The organism is Pontibacter sp. MBLB2868 (assembly GCF_051904785.1).
GTDB lineage: Bacteria > Bacteroidota > Bacteroidia > Cytophagales > Hymenobacteraceae > Pontibacter.
The window spans coordinates 3,527,670-3,542,307 of the sequence record NZ_CP196710.1; the positions used below are offsets into that span (position 1 = coordinate 3,527,670).

Here is a 14,638-nt window from a genome sequence, read left to right on the forward strand (position 1 = left end):
TCTCCTCTAAGAAGCTCTTCTCCCAGGAAAACGTTCCTATAGTTCCACGCGAAACAATAGTAAAAATTTCATATATAAAAAAAGGCCTTCCCCTAAGGAGAAGGCCTTTCTAAACTATAAATGGTCAGAAATTAGTAAACAAATTCATTGGCCTCTATCATGGAGGCAGCTATACGTCGGCGGGCTTCTTTGGTGTTATAAAGGTCTTTCTTTGTAAAGCGCTTTAATCCCATGAACAGCAGGCGCTGCTCATCCCCTTCGGCCATCGCTGCGATAGCTTCTTTGCCGGCTTTAAAGGACGAATCCACGGCATCGTTTACTACCACACGTACTATGTCAATTTCATTAGAAACGGCATCTTCACCTTTCATATCAACCAGCTTCTCAACACGCAGGAGCGTAGATTCAGCCACATAGGTCTTAATAGCCATGTCGGCGATGTTCATCAGTATCTCCTGCTCTTTAGCCAGAGAGTTCATGAATTTCTGAACGGCTGTGCCGGCTGTCATCAGAATCGCTTTCTTCAGGTTTTTGATCGCCTTATGCTCAGCAGCAAACAATCCTTCTTCCTCTGCACCAAAATCAGGAATAGCCATTAGCTCCTGCTGTACGGCTTGCGCTGGTCCCATCAGATCTAACTCGCCTTTCATGGCCTTCTTCAGGATCATGTCTACGGTTAGCATGCGGTTGATCTCGTTGGTACCTTCAAAAATACGGTTGATACGAGAGTCACGGTAGGCGCGGTCCATTGGATAATCAGCCGAGAAGCCGTAGCCACCATAGATCTGAACACCTTCGTCTACTACGTAATCCAACACCTCAGAACCTTCTACCTTTAACATAGCACATTCAACAGCAAACTCACGGGCAGCACCAAGCAATGCTTCATTCTCGTCAGCTCCGCCTGCTAAAAGCTCCTGTTCCATGCGGTAGATGTCCATACCGGCACGGTACATAGCCGACTCCATCGCATAAATACGGATAGCCTGCTCCGCCAGCTTGTAGCGGATAGCTCCGAATTTAGAGATGGGCAGCTTGAACTGGTGACGCTCATTGGCATATTTCACTGAAAGATCAGCTACGCTTTTAGCAGCGCCCAACGTTGCAGCCCCTAGCTTGATTCGGCCAATATTCAGGATGTTGAAAGCGATAAGGTGTCCTTTACCGATCTCACCTAATACATTCTCTTTCGGAACTTCGCAATCTTCAAAGAACACCTGGCGGGTAGATGACCCTTTAATACCCATTTTGTGCTCTTCGTTTCCAAGGCTTAATCCCGGATAGTCTTTTTCTACAATAAAGCCTGTAAACTTATCTCCGTCTACCTGTGCAAACACCACAAACACATCAGCAAAGCCCGCATTTGTGATCCACATTTTCTGGCCATTCAGAATATAATGTGTGCCTGCATCATTTAATACTGCCTTGGTTTTAGCTGCCAGGGCATCAGAACCAGACCCTGGCTCCGTTAAACAATAAGCTGACATCCACTCTCCGCTTACCAGCTTCGGGATATACTTGCTCTTCTGCTCTTCAGTACCGAAGTATAAAATTGGTAATGTACCAATACCAGTGTGCGCTGCAAAGGCAACCGGGAATGAATGACCACCGCCAACTGATTCTGTTACCAGTAAGGCTGTATTGAAGTCCATGTTCAAGCCACCATACTGCTCAGGTATAGACACAGCGAACAGACCCAGCTCTCCCGCTTTTTTCATCAGGTTCTCCATCAGGCCTTCTTCGTGGTTATCCAAGCGGTCCAGTAACGGAAATACTTCTTCACGCACAAAATCCTTGCACGTTTGGGCCATCATACGCTGCTCTTCGTTAAAATCAGCAGGAATAAAAACGTCTTGTGGGTCAGTCTCCTTTATCAGAAACTCCCCGCCTTTAATAGTTGCTGTTTGCTTTTCTGTTGTATTTGCCATGGCTTTTTAAATTTTTCTTATCGTATCAGGTAACTCGAATCATGTATCACGACTTATATAAATCGGACCGTGGTGAAGTTGATATCAGGACACGCTTATTATTTTTATTTAATAATTACTTTATTTCAACAACTCAAAAATGCCGGCCACACCTTGTCCACCGCCAACGCAGGCAGTTACAATACCGTGTTTGCCGCCTGTTCTGCGTAGGTCGCTGAAAAGCTGCACAGATAGCTTTGCGCCGGAGCAACCCAGTGGGTGACCAAGGGCAATGGCACCGCCATTGATATTCAGCTTTTCCGGGTCGAACTCCAGGTGACGCATTACGGCGATAGACTGCGCGGCAAAGGCCTCGTTCATTTCGATCAGGTCAATGTCGTTCAGCGTCATGCCAGCCTGCTTCAGGGCCTTCGGAACAGCTGCAATCGGGCCCATGCCCATTATGCGCGGATCCACGCCGCCTGTGCCGTAGCTAACCATGCGCGCGATTGGCTCCAGGTTCAACTCCTTTACCATGCGCTCGCTCATAACTATAACAAAGGCAGCCCCGTCAGATGTTTGCGAAGAGTTACCGGCCGTTACCGTACCGCCTGCGGCAAACACAGGCTTTAGCCTGGCTAATCTTTCGAGAGAAGTATCGGCACGCGGGCCTTCATCGGTATCTACCACGTAAGTCTTCTTCTTTCGCTTGCCGTTCTCGTCCACGTAAGTCTCCTCGACAGTAATAGGCACGATCTGATCTTTGAAGTAACCTTTCTCTATCGCATTCAAAGCTTTTTGGTGCGACTTCAGGGCGAACTCATCCTGGTCCTCACGTGAAACATTGTAGTCGTTGGCTACAGCCTCTGCCGTTAGGCCCATGCTCAGGTACCAGTCAGGGTTATTGCTCGCAATTTTAAAATTGGGAGCGGTTTTCCAACCGGCTGTCGGCACCATCGACATAGATTCTGTACCACCAGCAATAATACAGTCAGCCATACCCGCTGCAATGCGGTTAGCGGCAATCGCTATGGTTTCCACGCCCGAACCGCAGTAGCGGTTAACCGTCATACCTGAAACCGACATTGGCAACGCCAATAGCGATATCATGCGCCCGATCTGTAAGCCTTGCTCTGCCTCTGGCACTGCGTTTCCTACGATCAGGTCATCTACACGCTCCGGGTCTAAAGCCGGTACCGTGCTCAATAAGTGTTTGATGACATCAGCGGCCAGGTCATCGGGTCTGGTGAACCGGAACACACCACGCGGGGCTTTCCCCACTGCGCTACGAAATCCGGCTACGATATATGCATTGTTCATTTTGATGCTCTTTTATAGTTTATACTATAGTTCCTAGTTTCTCAGCGGCTTGCCTGTGGTCAGGATGCTCTGGATACGCTCCAGCGTTTTACGCTCACCTGTTAATGACAGGAACGCTTCACGCTCCAGATCCAGCAGGTATTGTTCGCTCACCTCAGTTGGGGCAGATAAATCTCCACCGCACATCACCCAGGCCAGCTTGTGAGATATCTTCATATCATGCTCTGAAATGTAGCGACCCGTATACATGGCGTTGGCTCCTGTGTAGAACATACCCAGGCCACCTTTACCTTGTACTTTGATATTGGTGCGCTGTACCGGCTTGGTATAACCTGCGTCAGCCAGCATAATGGCGTGTGCTTTGGCATCGGCGATCAGGCGGTTACTGTTGATCGTGATCCCATCGCTCTTACGCATGTAACCCAAATCAATTGCTTCTTTACCTGAAGTCGATACTTTAGCCATACCGATGGTCAGGTAAGCGTTTTTCAATTCGTTATATTCGATATCACCTTCCGAGTAAGCGTCAGAAGCACGAAGAGTCATCTCTTTTGTGCCACCACCACCCGGGATCAGGCCAACACCAAACTCTACCAGACCCATGTAAGTCTCGGCAGATGCCTGTACGTGGTCGCAATGCAGGTTAAGCTCACAGCCACCGCCAAGCGTCATGCCATGCGGTGCGCCTACTACCGGGATAGCAGAATAGCGCATGCGCATCATCGTATCCTGGAACTGCTTGATCATGAAGTTGATCTCATCATACTCCTGTTCCAGGGCATACATGTAGATCAGGGCCACGTTAGCACCTGCAGAGAAATTGGCCGCGTCGTTGCCGACTACCATGCCTCTAAAGTCCTGCTCAGCGATCTCTATTCCTTTGTTCAGGCCGGCCACCACATCGCCACCAATGGTGTTCATCTTGGTGTGGAACTCTACGTTCAGGATACCGTCCCCAATGTCGGTTAGGGTAGCGCCGCTATTTTTCCAAACAACTTTGCTGCCGCGCAGGTTATTCAGGATAATGAAATTCTCGGCACCTGGTATGGCTTTATATTCTTTTGTTTGGATGTCGTAATAACGGCGGGTACCGTTTTCTACGATGTAGAAGGCTTCTTTACCGTTATTCAGCATCTCCTCTACCCAAGGCGCAGGTTCGTAACCAGCCTCGATCATGCGTTGTACACCTTCGCGGGCACCAATGGCATCCCAGTACTCGAACGGGCCAAGCTCCCAGCCAAAGCCGGCACGCAGGGCATCGTCTATTCGGTATAGTTCGTCAGAGATCTCAGGTATGCGGTTAGAAACGTATTGGAATAGGCCGAACAGTGTTTCGTTGAAGAATTGCGCTGCTTTGTCGGACTGGTTTGAGAAAACTTTGATGCGCTTTTTCAAGTCGTCTATTGGCTTGAGGGCCTCCAGGCTCTGGAACTTCACCTTCTTCTTCGGACCATACTCCATCGTGTCCAGGTCCAGCGTCAGGATCTCCGTTTTGCCATTGGCATCTTTAGTCTTTTTGTAGAAGCCCTGACCGGTCTTATCGCCCAGCCATTTATTATCAACCATCTGCTGCACATAACCCGGAATCTTGAACAGGTCTCTCGACTCGTCCTTCTCCCCTGCCTGGTACAGGCCGTTGGCAACATTTACTGTAGTATCGAGGCCCACCACATCCAGCGTGCGGAACGTAGCCGACTTCGGACGTCCTACGATCGGACCGGTGATCTTATCAACTTCGTCTATACTTAAGCCAACTTTCTCCATGGCCTTCAGCGTCTGCATGATGCCATAGATCCCCACACGGTTGGCAATAAAGGCAGGCGTATCTTTGGCCAGCACAGTGGTCTTCCCTAAATAGAGGTCTCCGTAGTGCATCAGGAAGTCTACTACCTCCTGGTCTGTCTCCGGTGTCGGGATGATCTCGAGGAGTTTCAGGTAGCGCGGCGGGTTAAAGAAGTGCGTACCGCAGAAGTTCTTTTTAAAGTCATCGGAGCGGCCATCCAGCATCAGGTGAATCGGGATACCGGAGGTATTAGATGTGATCAGGGTACCTTTCTTTCGGAACTGCTCCACTTGATCGTACACCAGTTTCTTTATTTTCAGGTTCTCCACAACCACCTCAATGGTCCAGTCGGCTGTGGCGATGTCCTTCATATCATCATCAAAGTTGCCCGTTTTGATCAGGCTAGCATCTGATTTGCGATAAAGTGGCGACGGATTGGAGTTGATAGCTGCCTGCAGGTGGCCATTTACCAGGCGGTTACGCACGGCTTTGTTTTCCAGCGTCAAGCCTTTCTTCTCTTCTTCCGGCGTTAGCTCTTTAGGTACGATGTCTAGCAGCAGTACCTGCACTCCAATATTAGCGAAGTGGCAGGCAATTCTGGAGCCCATCACCCCGGAGCCGAGCACCGCTACTTTTTTAATTATTCTTTTCATAGAATAGCTATAGTTGTCTATGGTTTAAAAGATTTCTTTGTTTTCGATCATGCCAAGTATACGGCCGCAGACGTTGAAGAATTTATCCAGCTCTTCCTGCGGTATTTCTTCGCGTACTTTTTTGTTGAACTGCTTCACCGTCAGACGTGATACTTCCTTTTTTTCAAGTCCTTTTTCAGTTAAAAAAATGCGGACCAAACGTTTATCTTTTGGGTCCGACACTTTATATATAAGTCCTTGCTCTTCCATGCTTTTGAGGATACGGGTAAGGCTACGCGCCTCTAACCCAAGCAAAGGAGCGATCTTGGTAGCAGGCGTGCCATGTTGCTGATCTATATTTAACAGCACAAACCCTATAGAAGTTGTAATATCGTTCTGAACGGCCTCTGCATTGTACATGCGCGAGATTGCATGCCAACAAACTTTAAAGTGATAATCTACTGTTTCTTCTGGCTTCATTTCATAACTCTGATGTATACCAAATATAGGAAAAAATGTTATGCTTGCATACTATTTTTGAAATTAATTTCTTTTTAGCCTATCACCCTGCACTGCTTAATGTTATAAATGCTAAAGCTATTGTTATACTGAAAACAACTATGGAAGTATGCCATGTAGCACGGATAAAAAGCAAAAAGCCCCCTGGTGGTTATCCAGGGGGCTTTTTGCTTAAAAATAATGTACTTCTTAGAACATACTATCTATCACGTTCTTGTAATTCTGAGTGATGATCTTGCGCTTCACCTTTAAAGTAGGAGTAAGTTCACCGCTTTCCACTGTCCACATGTTCTGTATCAACCGGAATTTCTTTACAGTTTCATACTGCGCCAGCCCTTCATTTGCCTTTATCACTTCCCGTTGGTACTTATCGAGCACCTCAGGTTTGGTGATCATCTCCTCATCGGAAGTATACGGGATGCCTTTGTGCTGACACCAGTCCTGCAGCCCCGGAAAAGCAGGCACAATGAGAGCAGCAGCATACTTCTGCCCTTCGCCAACCACCATTGCCTGTTCAATCAGTACAGATTCCTTCAGTTTATTTTCTATTGGCTGAGGCGCCACATACTTACCACCCGACGTTTTGAACATTTCTTTTTTACGGTCTGTAATCTTCAGGTACTTGCCGTCGATCATCTGCCCGATATCGCCTGTATGAAACCAGCCGTCTTTATCGATCACCTCATCCGTCAGTTCAGGTTTGTTATAGTAGCCCTTCATCACGTGCGGTCCACGTGTTAAGATCTCACCATCTTCTTCTGCAATCTTAACTTCAACGCCATCTATCGGCATACCAACAGTGCCGATCATGTTATTTTCAGGCTCAAAACGATTTACTGTTATTACCGGCGATGTTTCGGTGAGGCCATAACCCTCCATAACCCGGATATTGGCAGACCAGAATACCCGTGCCAGTCGAGGCTGCAATGCAGCACCGCCCGAAACAATGGCTATCACATTACCGCCAAGAGCCTCGCGCCACTTGCTAAAAATAAGCTTGTTGGCCAGGTCAAGTTGTTTATTGTACCACCATCCCTGGTCCTGTTGTGTATCATACTTCAGCCCGAGCTCCAGAGCCCAGAAGAATAGCTTACGCTTTACGCCGGTAAGTTCAAGCCCTTTGGATACAATCTTGTCATACACTTTTTCAAGCAGGCGGGGTACTGTAGTAAATACATGCGGTTTCACCTCCTTCAGGTTTTCAGCTACCATTTCTATGCTTTCGGCATAATAAATTGATACCCCCATACGCATGTATAAATAAAGCAGCATGCGTTCAAAAATATGGCACAAAGGCAGAAAGCTTAATGCACGATGTTCCTGCCTAACCGGTACGTATGGCACAGTGCCAAGCACATTGCTCACCAGGTTCTGGTGCGTAAGCATTACGCCCTTAGGGTTACCTGTAGTTCCGGATGTATAAATAATAGTCAGTACATCGTCAGGCTGCACCGCTGCTCTCAACGGTCCTAACTGTTGCACATCCTCTCCTTTTCCCATCTCCAGCACCTCTTCCCAGTGCTTTGCTCCTGACACTTTGTCGAAGGTATAGATCTCCTTCACTGTGTCCATGCCTTCTGTAGCTGCTACCACTTTGTTATAAAGGGAGGCATCCGATACAAAGATCACTTTAACCTCTGCGTCATTAAAAATATACCTGTAATCCTCTTCCGTAATAGTAGGATACATCGGCACACTTATACCACCTACCTGCTGTATGCCCAGGTCAGCCAAGACCCACTCCGGGCGATTGAAAGATATGATCGCAACCTTATCATTTTTACCAATCCCTAACTTTAAAAGGCCCAGACTAACTTTGTCGGCATAATCCTGCACATCCTGCGTGCTGTATTTCACCCACTCGCCATTTACTTTGGCAGCAAGGCAATCCGGCTGCGGGAAATTGGTAAGTTGGTAGGGCAGGAGATCTAGTGTACGGGTAATTTCCATTGTGTATAAATTAGTGAGTCTTTACTGGTTTGAGCCTATGCTTAACGCATTTTAGGTATTTTTTTCAAAACTTCCACGATGGCCTCTAAAAATATTTTACAAAGCTTATATTTATAGATTGAATAACAATGTGCTAAGTTAAGCTGCACTCGTGCTTCATTTTTCATAATTTTGGCTTCTTCAGCCCTCGTAACATGAACCTTTCGATATTCTTTGAGCCTCTTAATGAGGATGTTTTCGTTAAACTTAACAAGCCTCGCACCCTTGGCGCCTACATAAACCGATTTGTTAGCAAATTTCCTGACTGGCGTACTGCCGACATGGCAATTATAGGTGTAAGCGAAACCAGGGGGCTGCATGTGGAAGAAGCAGCCGAAATCACCTTACCCTCCACAGCCCCGGCGCGAATAGTCAGGAAGAAGCTTTACACACTTCACAAAGGGAGTGGCAGATGCCAGATTGTGGACCTTGGGAACCTGCGCCCGGGCATTACCCTTGAAGATACGTACCTGCGCCTCAAAGAGATCGTGGAAGTACTGATTTCACACAATACGATACCTATTATTATAGGAGGGTCACATGACCTGGAATACGGGCAGTACCTGGGGTATGAGCACTTAGACCGGGTAGTTAACATGGTAACCGTAGATAGTAGCGTAGACATGACCGAGGATGCTTCCGCACCTCCGAACAAGCGGCAGCTCCGCCGTATCCTGATGCACGACCCTAACTACCTGTTTAGCCTGGGCCAGATCGGGTACCAGTCGTACCTGGTGGAACCGGAAGTGATGGCGACCCTCGAGAAGCTACACTTTGAAGCTTACCGGGTGGGGGAAGTACATAAAAACGTGCAGGAAATGGAGCCCGTCGTGCGCGTGGCAGATCTGCTAAGTTTTGACATATCGGCTATCCGTCACCAGGATGCCCCCGGCTACGAACCGGCAAACCCTTTTGGCCTGACAGGTGAAGAAGCCTGCCAGCTATGCTGGTACGCTGGCCTTAGCGACAACCTTACTTCGCTGGGGATCTATGAATATGATACCGAACTGGATAAGCGCAGGCTGACAGCCATGACCATTGCCACTATGATCTGGTATTTCATAGAAGGCTTTTATCACCGTAAAAATGAAGTGGATTTCAGCGGTAAGCTGTTTACCAAATATGCTGTGGCGTTTAGCGATGATAACCCGGATCGGATGATCTTCTATAAAAGCAAGAACAGTGAAAAGTGGTGGTTGGAAGTAGAACCTTTAAGTAGCGATAAAGGCAGCCGGATTGTGCCTTGCAGTTACGAAGACTACCTGCAGGCCATAAAGGGAGAAGTGCCTAACAGGTGGATATTAACTCAGGCAAGAATAGGCTAGCAAATATGGAACTGCCGGAATATACATTACAACAACTAGCCTCCCGTAACGGGCAGGACAGGGATGAGATATGGGTCGCTTATAAAGGTCTGATCTATGATGTCAGAAAATCAAGGCTTTGGCGCGATGGCAACCATTATGAGCATTGGGCCGGCCAGGATCTGACAGAAGAACTGAAGGATGCTCCGCACACGGAATATGTATTTGATAAGTTCGAAGTAATCGGAATTATTAAGAACTCCGCCTATCTATCTAGTCAGAATTAGGCGTACTTTGCATAAATATCGTATATTGGGACTGCCCATTTTTAATTCAGAACAAAAAACAAATTATGATACTTATAGCTGACAGTGGCTCAACGAAAACAGATTGGCGCATAGTAACTGCAGACACAGTGCTTGCACAGGCACAGACTGCTGGCTTTAACCCCATGTACCAGGAGGCGGACGAAATACATGCTGAACTACGCGATGTGCTACTGCCACAGCTTACTGATAAGCACCCACAGGCAATATATTACTATGGCGCTGGCTGTAGCTCTCCTGAACGAAACAAGCGTGTAGAAGATGCGCTTCGGTTGGCTTTCCCGGAGGCGCTGCTGTATGTGGATCATGATCTTTTAAGTGCGGCACGTGCCCTTTGCGGCCGCAACCCCGGTATTGCCTGCATTTTAGGAACAGGCTCCAATACATGCCTCTACGATGGTGCCCAGATTATAGACAATGTGCCTTCGCTTGGCTTCCTGCTCGGAGATGAAGGCAGCGGCGCCTACATGGGTAAACTCCTGATAAAGGCCTACCTGTACCGCGAATTGCCTGAAGATTTAGCTCAGTCGCTAAAGAATACGTATAATCTGACAAAAGACGGCATACTTGACACCCTGTATGGCTCCTCTATCCCAAGCCGCTACATGGCTACTTTTGCTAAGTTCATGCATGACAAGCAGAAGCACCCGGTAATTCGCGCCATGATTTATGAGAATTTCTCTGAGTTTTTTGAGCGACACGTGTTAAAGTATGAGGGCCATGAGAAACTGCCAGTAAACTTTGTGGGTTCCATTGCTTTCTATTTCAGCGACCTGCTAAAGCAGGCTGCCAAGAAGTACGGTTTGCATGTTGAAACGATACTGCAAAGCCCTATTGACGGATTGATCAAATATCATCAAGAGCTTATAAGCGCTTTTGGCACCCCGGACAACACAACGAAATAATGCACAAAGCATTTTTATATTAAGCATTTAATCGCAACGCATAACCTGCATGTCTACTACCGAGTCGGCCTCCAATTACGACAGTTTGGAGAAAATGAGTGTAAAGGAGCTTTTGGTTGGTATAAACCAGGAAGATAAAACAGTGCCCCTGGCAGTTGAAAAAGCACTCCCACAGATAGAAAAGCTGGTGGAAGCTACCGTAGCCAAGCTACACAGCGGAGGCAGGTTGTTCTATATTGGCGCTGGCACAAGTGGCAGACTTGGCATTCTGGATGCTTCAGAGTGCCCCCCTACTTATGGTGTGCCTCACGGACTGGTGATCGGGTTGATAGCCGGAGGTGACACAGCCATCCGGAAGGCAGTTGAGTTTGCCGAAGACGACCAGGAACAGGCCTGGAAAGACCTGCAGGAGCACCACATCTCTGATAAGGATATTGTAGTGGGCATTGCAGCCTCGGGCCGTACGCCGTATGTGATCGGGGGATTAAAAGCTTGCAGTTCTATTGGCATCACTACCGGTTGCATTGTTTGCAATGCAAATAGCGCCGTAGCCGCTGAAGCATTGTACCCTGTTGAAGTGGTTACCGGTCCTGAATTTGTTACTGGAAGCACCCGTATGAAGGCTGGCACTGCGCAAAAGCTGGTTCTGAACATGCTCACAACTTCTACCATGATCAAGTTAGGCCGGGTAAAAGGAAACAAGATGGTGGATATGCAGCTTTCCAATGTAAAGCTTGTAGACCGTGGCACACGAATGGTAATGGAAGAACTACATCTGGACAGGCACGCTGCTGCCGAATTACTTCAAAAACACGGAAGCGTTCGGGCTGCCATCAATGCCTTCCTAAAAAAATAAGACTTACTTATTAAAACGAACGGGTGCAAATGAAGACATTTGCACCCGTTCGTTTTAATGGGCAAATTGTTACTCTGCCGCCACAAGTTTCTCCATAATTATCATTGCGGCCTCTTTACTCGGTACATAGTAATTAGAAACTGCCCATGTATTGCCAAGCTTAAACCGGTTATCACGTTTGCTATAGAGCACCTTCTTTTTATATTCCTCAAGAGATTCCAGCCCCAGTTTATTACGGCGTTTGTTTATTGCCTCCAACTCCCTGTCAGTCCGTGACTTTTCAAAGTACTGGTCAATGCCTTCAAAGGTCTTATCATCTTTACAAGTGCTGCAATTTACTTTGATGAAGGGTTTAGAGCTATACCTGTTATCTCCAGACTGCTGATCCATCAGGTAAGCAGCTGCGTGTGGCTCCATCTTACCTTGCTCCACTGCCTGCGTCAGCATATCAGTAAAATCATACCCTTTTCTGGCTTTAGTCTGCCGCTGGATTACGATATAGAAACGTGGCAACTGCTCCAATGTATCTGCTACTCCTATCAACGATTCACCGGGATAGCCATACTTTTCCACCCAGTCAAGAAAACGCTTTGTATTCGCTTTTTCAATTTTCTGCAGGGTATCGCCATACACACGATATCCTCCTTTTGCCTGCCTGAAGTACTCATCGCGTGCATAAAGCTCATCCAGGTCGGCACGTAAATCTTCATTCACTTTTTCGCGATACTCACGCCGGTACTTCGGATACTTTTTCCTGAACTTCCGCCACTTCCTGGACTTTTGAAGATCCGAGAAAACTTCCTGGTTTTCGAGATAGGACAAACTAACACCCTTTACAACCAGCTTTTCCAGGTAATCGAATGTCTGCTTCTGATCGTTTACCAGCAGGGCACACACAGCAGCATTATAATAATCCCGGGCAAAAGGATCAGGCACTTCAGAAAAGGCCAGCTGATAGGCCGCAAGCGCTGCCGAATAATCCTCTTGTACGATATTAATTTCAGCTTCATTTATAGCTGGATGATACACCTGCCTATAATCCGGAGCATCTGCAACAGCTGAAGTAGCCAGCAGTAACAGCACACACACCATTAAGCTGGCTAAACTGCGTCGGGAATAGAAAAGTACTGTTTTCATTCTACTTGTAAGGGTAAGGATATGCGCCAGGATTGCCTGGATAAGTATAACGACAACTCCCGTTGAATACTTATATCTTAAAACCAATTCCTGAAAGATAGTTTCCTAACATAAAAAAAGCTAAAAAGAATTGCCAACTTTGCCCTTACTTTTAAGTAAAAAAAGCATTAAGGCAGCATTACATTGCTATATCACATTAGTTTATGCATACAATAGAACCTTTTTATAACTGGATCGAGAAATACTCTGCTACTGAAGACCCGCGCTCACCGCTGTTCGGTACAGAAAATAGCCTGACCCAGTACACAAACACCATTTACGGATACTATATTCATCCGCAATGGGATGATATTGACTCTGAGACACTATTCCTGAAGATCCTTTATGCTGATTATGAGCTAGGGTTTACTGTGATTGAGTTTATTGGAGAATGGAATGACACGCTGCATAACGATATTATGAGCCTGAAGCGCAATATACTGGACCCACTGATTCAGGAAGGTATAAAGCACTTTATTATCATCGGCGAAAATGTCTTCAACTTTCATGGTTCCGATGACTCTTATTATGAAGAATGGTTTGAGGATATTGAGGAAGGCTGGATAGCCGCGCTGGGGTTCCAGGACTTTGTACTAAGTGAAATGAAGAATTACAACCTGGACTACTATATTAACTCCGGCGGCACGTTAGAAGACATTCATTGGAGAACATATACACCCAAACGGCTATTTGCGCTGGTGAACAGCATGATCCAAAAGCGACTTGGAGCTTAAAAGCACATGAGCCCCGCCTTAGGCGGGGCTCATGTGCTTTTGAAAGTTAGTACCCTTTGTTTTCCTATGTGTTTACCCCTGCTGCTCCCCTGCTAAATAGGCATGCGATAACTAGATCCAGCCCTGATAACCAGGTGCGCAAGAAACTCATAAGTATACTAAGGAGTTAATCTAACCTTATTCAACAACAGTAGTAGTATCCATATCTTCAGCTACTTCCTCGTTATATTCCTGAACTTCTTCGTTTAGTTCTTGCTTTTCTTCTGCCACATCTTCAACTTCATCTGCAACATCCTCTGCCTCATCAGCCGGAGAGTTACAAGATCCTAATGTGAAAATACTGGCAGCGAACATCATAAACATTAACTTTTTCATGTATCTATAATTTTAGTTAAACATATATTCTTATTTTACATTTAGCCATTTCACACGCTCCATAAAATTTTTACCCATACAAACGGTTACCAAGTTAACAAGGTTAAGAATCGCATTATGAAGTGTATGACTGAGCTATAAATAAAAACAGGCCGAAACTACTCCCGGCCTGCTTTTGAGCATTTATTGAAATCTATTCGATCACAGCTGTAGTGTCGTCCATTTCCTCCTCCATGTCTTCCATTTCGTCGGCACGATCTTCCGCTTCATCTTCCATTTCTTCTACAGCTTCTTCTCTATCTTCAGCTCTTTCTTCAGCTGGAGAATCACAGGCACTGAAGCCCATTAAGCTTGTAAGAGCAAAAGCGTACATTAATCTTTTCATAATTCTATCTTTTAAAGTTAATTTCAGGTAATTACGCATCAAATCAGCTCCGTCTCAAGCAGCTTTGCCTCACCAAACATCTCTGGTGAGCCTGAGAACGAATACGCCATTATTAGAATATAGTTTAAAAAAAATATAAAAACATAAAAGGCACCCTTGTGAGGTGCCTTTTATGTTTGCCAGCCTAAGCCAGCAGGTTTCTTCGTAGCTAATTAAAGAGTAGCAGCAGCAGAATCAACTGGAACAACAGTTGTATCAGCCTCAAGTGCAGTAGAATCTTCTACAACAGGAGTTTCTTCAACTACAGTTTCTTCTGTAACTTCAGTTTCAGTAGCCGCTTCTTCAGTGTTGTTGCAAGATGCAAAAGCGAAAAGACCAGCAACGAAAAGTAAACCAAATACCTTTTTCATATTGTTTTGATGTTTGT

Annotated in this window: 14 protein-coding genes; 5 read left to right on the forward strand and 9 right to left on the reverse strand. The window is 46.3% G+C overall.

What is annotated here, in order from left to right; translation table 11 throughout:
* Positions 1-131 precede the first annotated feature (131 nt).
* The 5 genes from ACSX1A_RS15055 to ACSX1A_RS15075 form a co-directional block, all read right to left on the reverse strand.
* Positions 132-1,928, reverse strand: a complete 1,797-nt coding sequence (locus tag ACSX1A_RS15055; protein WP_439880463.1) for an acyl-CoA dehydrogenase family protein — start codon at positions 1,926-1,928, stop codon at positions 132-134.
* Positions 1,929-2,048: 120 nt separating this feature from the next.
* Positions 2,049-3,227, reverse strand: a complete 1,179-nt coding sequence (locus ACSX1A_RS15060; protein ID WP_439880464.1) for a thiolase family protein — start codon at positions 3,225-3,227, stop codon at positions 2,049-2,051.
* 33 nt (positions 3,228-3,260) lie between these two features.
* A complete protein-coding gene (locus ACSX1A_RS15065) occupies positions 3,261-5,663 on the reverse strand; it encodes a 3-hydroxyacyl-CoA dehydrogenase NAD-binding domain-containing protein (protein WP_439880465.1) in 2,403 nt (800 codons plus the stop codon).
* A 24-nt stretch (positions 5,664-5,687) separates the two neighbouring features.
* The gene (locus tag ACSX1A_RS15070; protein ID WP_439880466.1) at positions 5,688-6,122 is read right to left on the reverse strand and encodes a MarR family winged helix-turn-helix transcriptional regulator; all 435 of its coding nucleotides are present in this window, start codon (positions 6,120-6,122) and stop codon (positions 5,688-5,690) included.
* Positions 6,123-6,350: 228 nt separating this feature from the next.
* Complete coding sequence (locus ACSX1A_RS15075) at positions 6,351-8,111, reverse strand: AMP-dependent synthetase/ligase (protein ID WP_439880467.1); 1,761 nt, start codon at positions 8,109-8,111, stop codon at positions 6,351-6,353.
* Between the two features lie 194 nt (positions 8,112-8,305).
* Between ACSX1A_RS15075 and ACSX1A_RS15080 the strand changes: the two genes are divergently transcribed.
* The 4 genes from ACSX1A_RS15080 (at position 8,306) to murQ (ending at position 11,541) form a co-directional block, all read left to right on the forward strand.
* Positions 8,306-9,475, forward strand: a complete 1,170-nt coding sequence (locus ACSX1A_RS15080) for a formimidoylglutamase (protein WP_439880468.1) — start codon at positions 8,306-8,308, stop codon at positions 9,473-9,475.
* A 5-nt stretch (positions 9,476-9,480) separates the two neighbouring features.
* A complete protein-coding gene (locus ACSX1A_RS15085; protein WP_439880469.1) occupies positions 9,481-9,741 on the forward strand; it encodes a cytochrome b5 domain-containing protein in 261 nt (86 codons plus the stop codon).
* 65 nt (positions 9,742-9,806) lie between these two features.
* Positions 9,807-10,685, forward strand: a complete 879-nt coding sequence (locus tag ACSX1A_RS15090; RefSeq protein WP_439880470.1) for a hypothetical protein — start codon at positions 9,807-9,809, stop codon at positions 10,683-10,685.
* A 49-nt stretch (positions 10,686-10,734) separates the two neighbouring features.
* Positions 10,735-11,541 carry an N-acetylmuramic acid 6-phosphate etherase gene (murQ, locus tag ACSX1A_RS15095; RefSeq protein WP_439880471.1) on the forward strand — a complete coding sequence of 269 codons (807 nt, stop codon included), beginning with the start codon at positions 10,735-10,737 and terminating at the stop codon, positions 11,539-11,541.
* 69 nt (positions 11,542-11,610) lie between these two features.
* Here the strand turns inward: murQ and ACSX1A_RS15100 are convergent, their stop codons facing one another.
* Entirely contained in the window at positions 11,611-12,678 is a 1,068-nt protein-coding gene (locus ACSX1A_RS15100; protein WP_439880472.1) for a hypothetical protein, read from the reverse strand.
* 203 nt (positions 12,679-12,881) lie between these two features.
* Here ACSX1A_RS15100 and ACSX1A_RS15105 point away from each other — a divergent pair, with 203 nt between their 5' ends.
* Positions 12,882-13,451, forward strand: coding sequence for a hypothetical protein (locus tag ACSX1A_RS15105; protein ID WP_439880473.1), 570 nt, complete (start codon positions 12,882-12,884; stop codon positions 13,449-13,451).
* A gap of 177 nt (positions 13,452-13,628) precedes the next feature.
* Here the strand turns inward: ACSX1A_RS15105 and ACSX1A_RS15110 are convergent, their stop codons facing one another.
* The 3 genes from ACSX1A_RS15110 to ACSX1A_RS15120 all read right to left on the reverse strand — a co-directional run bounded on the left by ACSX1A_RS15110 (position 13,629) and on the right by ACSX1A_RS15120 (position 14,621).
* On the reverse strand, positions 13,629-13,826 hold the full coding sequence (locus ACSX1A_RS15110) for a hypothetical protein (protein ID WP_439880474.1): 198 nt from the start codon (positions 13,824-13,826) through the stop codon (positions 13,629-13,631).
* A 193-nt stretch (positions 13,827-14,019) separates the two neighbouring features.
* Complete coding sequence (locus ACSX1A_RS15115) at positions 14,020-14,211, reverse strand: hypothetical protein (protein WP_439880475.1); 192 nt, start codon at positions 14,209-14,211, stop codon at positions 14,020-14,022.
* Between the two features lie 212 nt (positions 14,212-14,423).
* Positions 14,424-14,621 (reverse strand): hypothetical protein, encoded by a 198-nt coding sequence (locus tag ACSX1A_RS15120; protein ID WP_439880476.1) that lies wholly within the window; start codon positions 14,619-14,621, stop codon positions 14,424-14,426.
* Between the last annotated feature and the right edge of the window lie 17 nt (positions 14,622-14,638).

Coding starts and splice junctions, on each gene's coding strand:
- ACSX1A_RS15055 (WP_439880463.1), bottom strand. CDS start 1,928: ATGGCAAATACAACAGAAAAGCAAACAGCAACTATTAAAGGCGGGGAG.
- ACSX1A_RS15060 (WP_439880464.1), bottom strand. CDS start 3,227: ATGAACAATGCATATATCGTAGCCGGATTTCGTAGCGCAGTGGGGAAA.
- ACSX1A_RS15065 (WP_439880465.1), bottom strand. CDS start 5,663: ATGAAAAGAATAATTAAAAAAGTAGCGGTGCTCGGCTCCGGGGTGATG.
- ACSX1A_RS15070 (WP_439880466.1), bottom strand. CDS start 6,122: ATGAAGCCAGAAGAAACAGTAGATTATCACTTTAAAGTTTGTTGGCAT.
- ACSX1A_RS15075 (WP_439880467.1), bottom strand. CDS start 8,111: ATGGAAATTACCCGTACACTAGATCTCCTGCCCTACCAACTTACCAAT.
- ACSX1A_RS15080 (WP_439880468.1), top strand. CDS start 8,306: ATGAACCTTTCGATATTCTTTGAGCCTCTTAATGAGGATGTTTTCGTT.
- ACSX1A_RS15085 (WP_439880469.1), top strand. CDS start 9,481: ATGGAACTGCCGGAATATACATTACAACAACTAGCCTCCCGTAACGGG.
- ACSX1A_RS15090 (WP_439880470.1), top strand. CDS start 9,807: ATGATACTTATAGCTGACAGTGGCTCAACGAAAACAGATTGGCGCATA.
- murQ (WP_439880471.1), top strand. CDS start 10,735: ATGTCTACTACCGAGTCGGCCTCCAATTACGACAGTTTGGAGAAAATG.
- ACSX1A_RS15100 (WP_439880472.1), bottom strand. CDS start 12,678: ATGAAAACAGTACTTTTCTATTCCCGACGCAGTTTAGCCAGCTTAATG.
- ACSX1A_RS15105 (WP_439880473.1), top strand. CDS start 12,882: ATGCATACAATAGAACCTTTTTATAACTGGATCGAGAAATACTCTGCT.
- ACSX1A_RS15110 (WP_439880474.1), bottom strand. CDS start 13,826: ATGAAAAAGTTAATGTTTATGATGTTCGCTGCCAGTATTTTCACATTA.
- ACSX1A_RS15115 (WP_439880475.1), bottom strand. CDS start 14,211: ATGAAAAGATTAATGTACGCTTTTGCTCTTACAAGCTTAATGGGCTTC.
- ACSX1A_RS15120 (WP_439880476.1), bottom strand. CDS start 14,621: ATGAAAAAGGTATTTGGTTTACTTTTCGTTGCTGGTCTTTTCGCTTTT.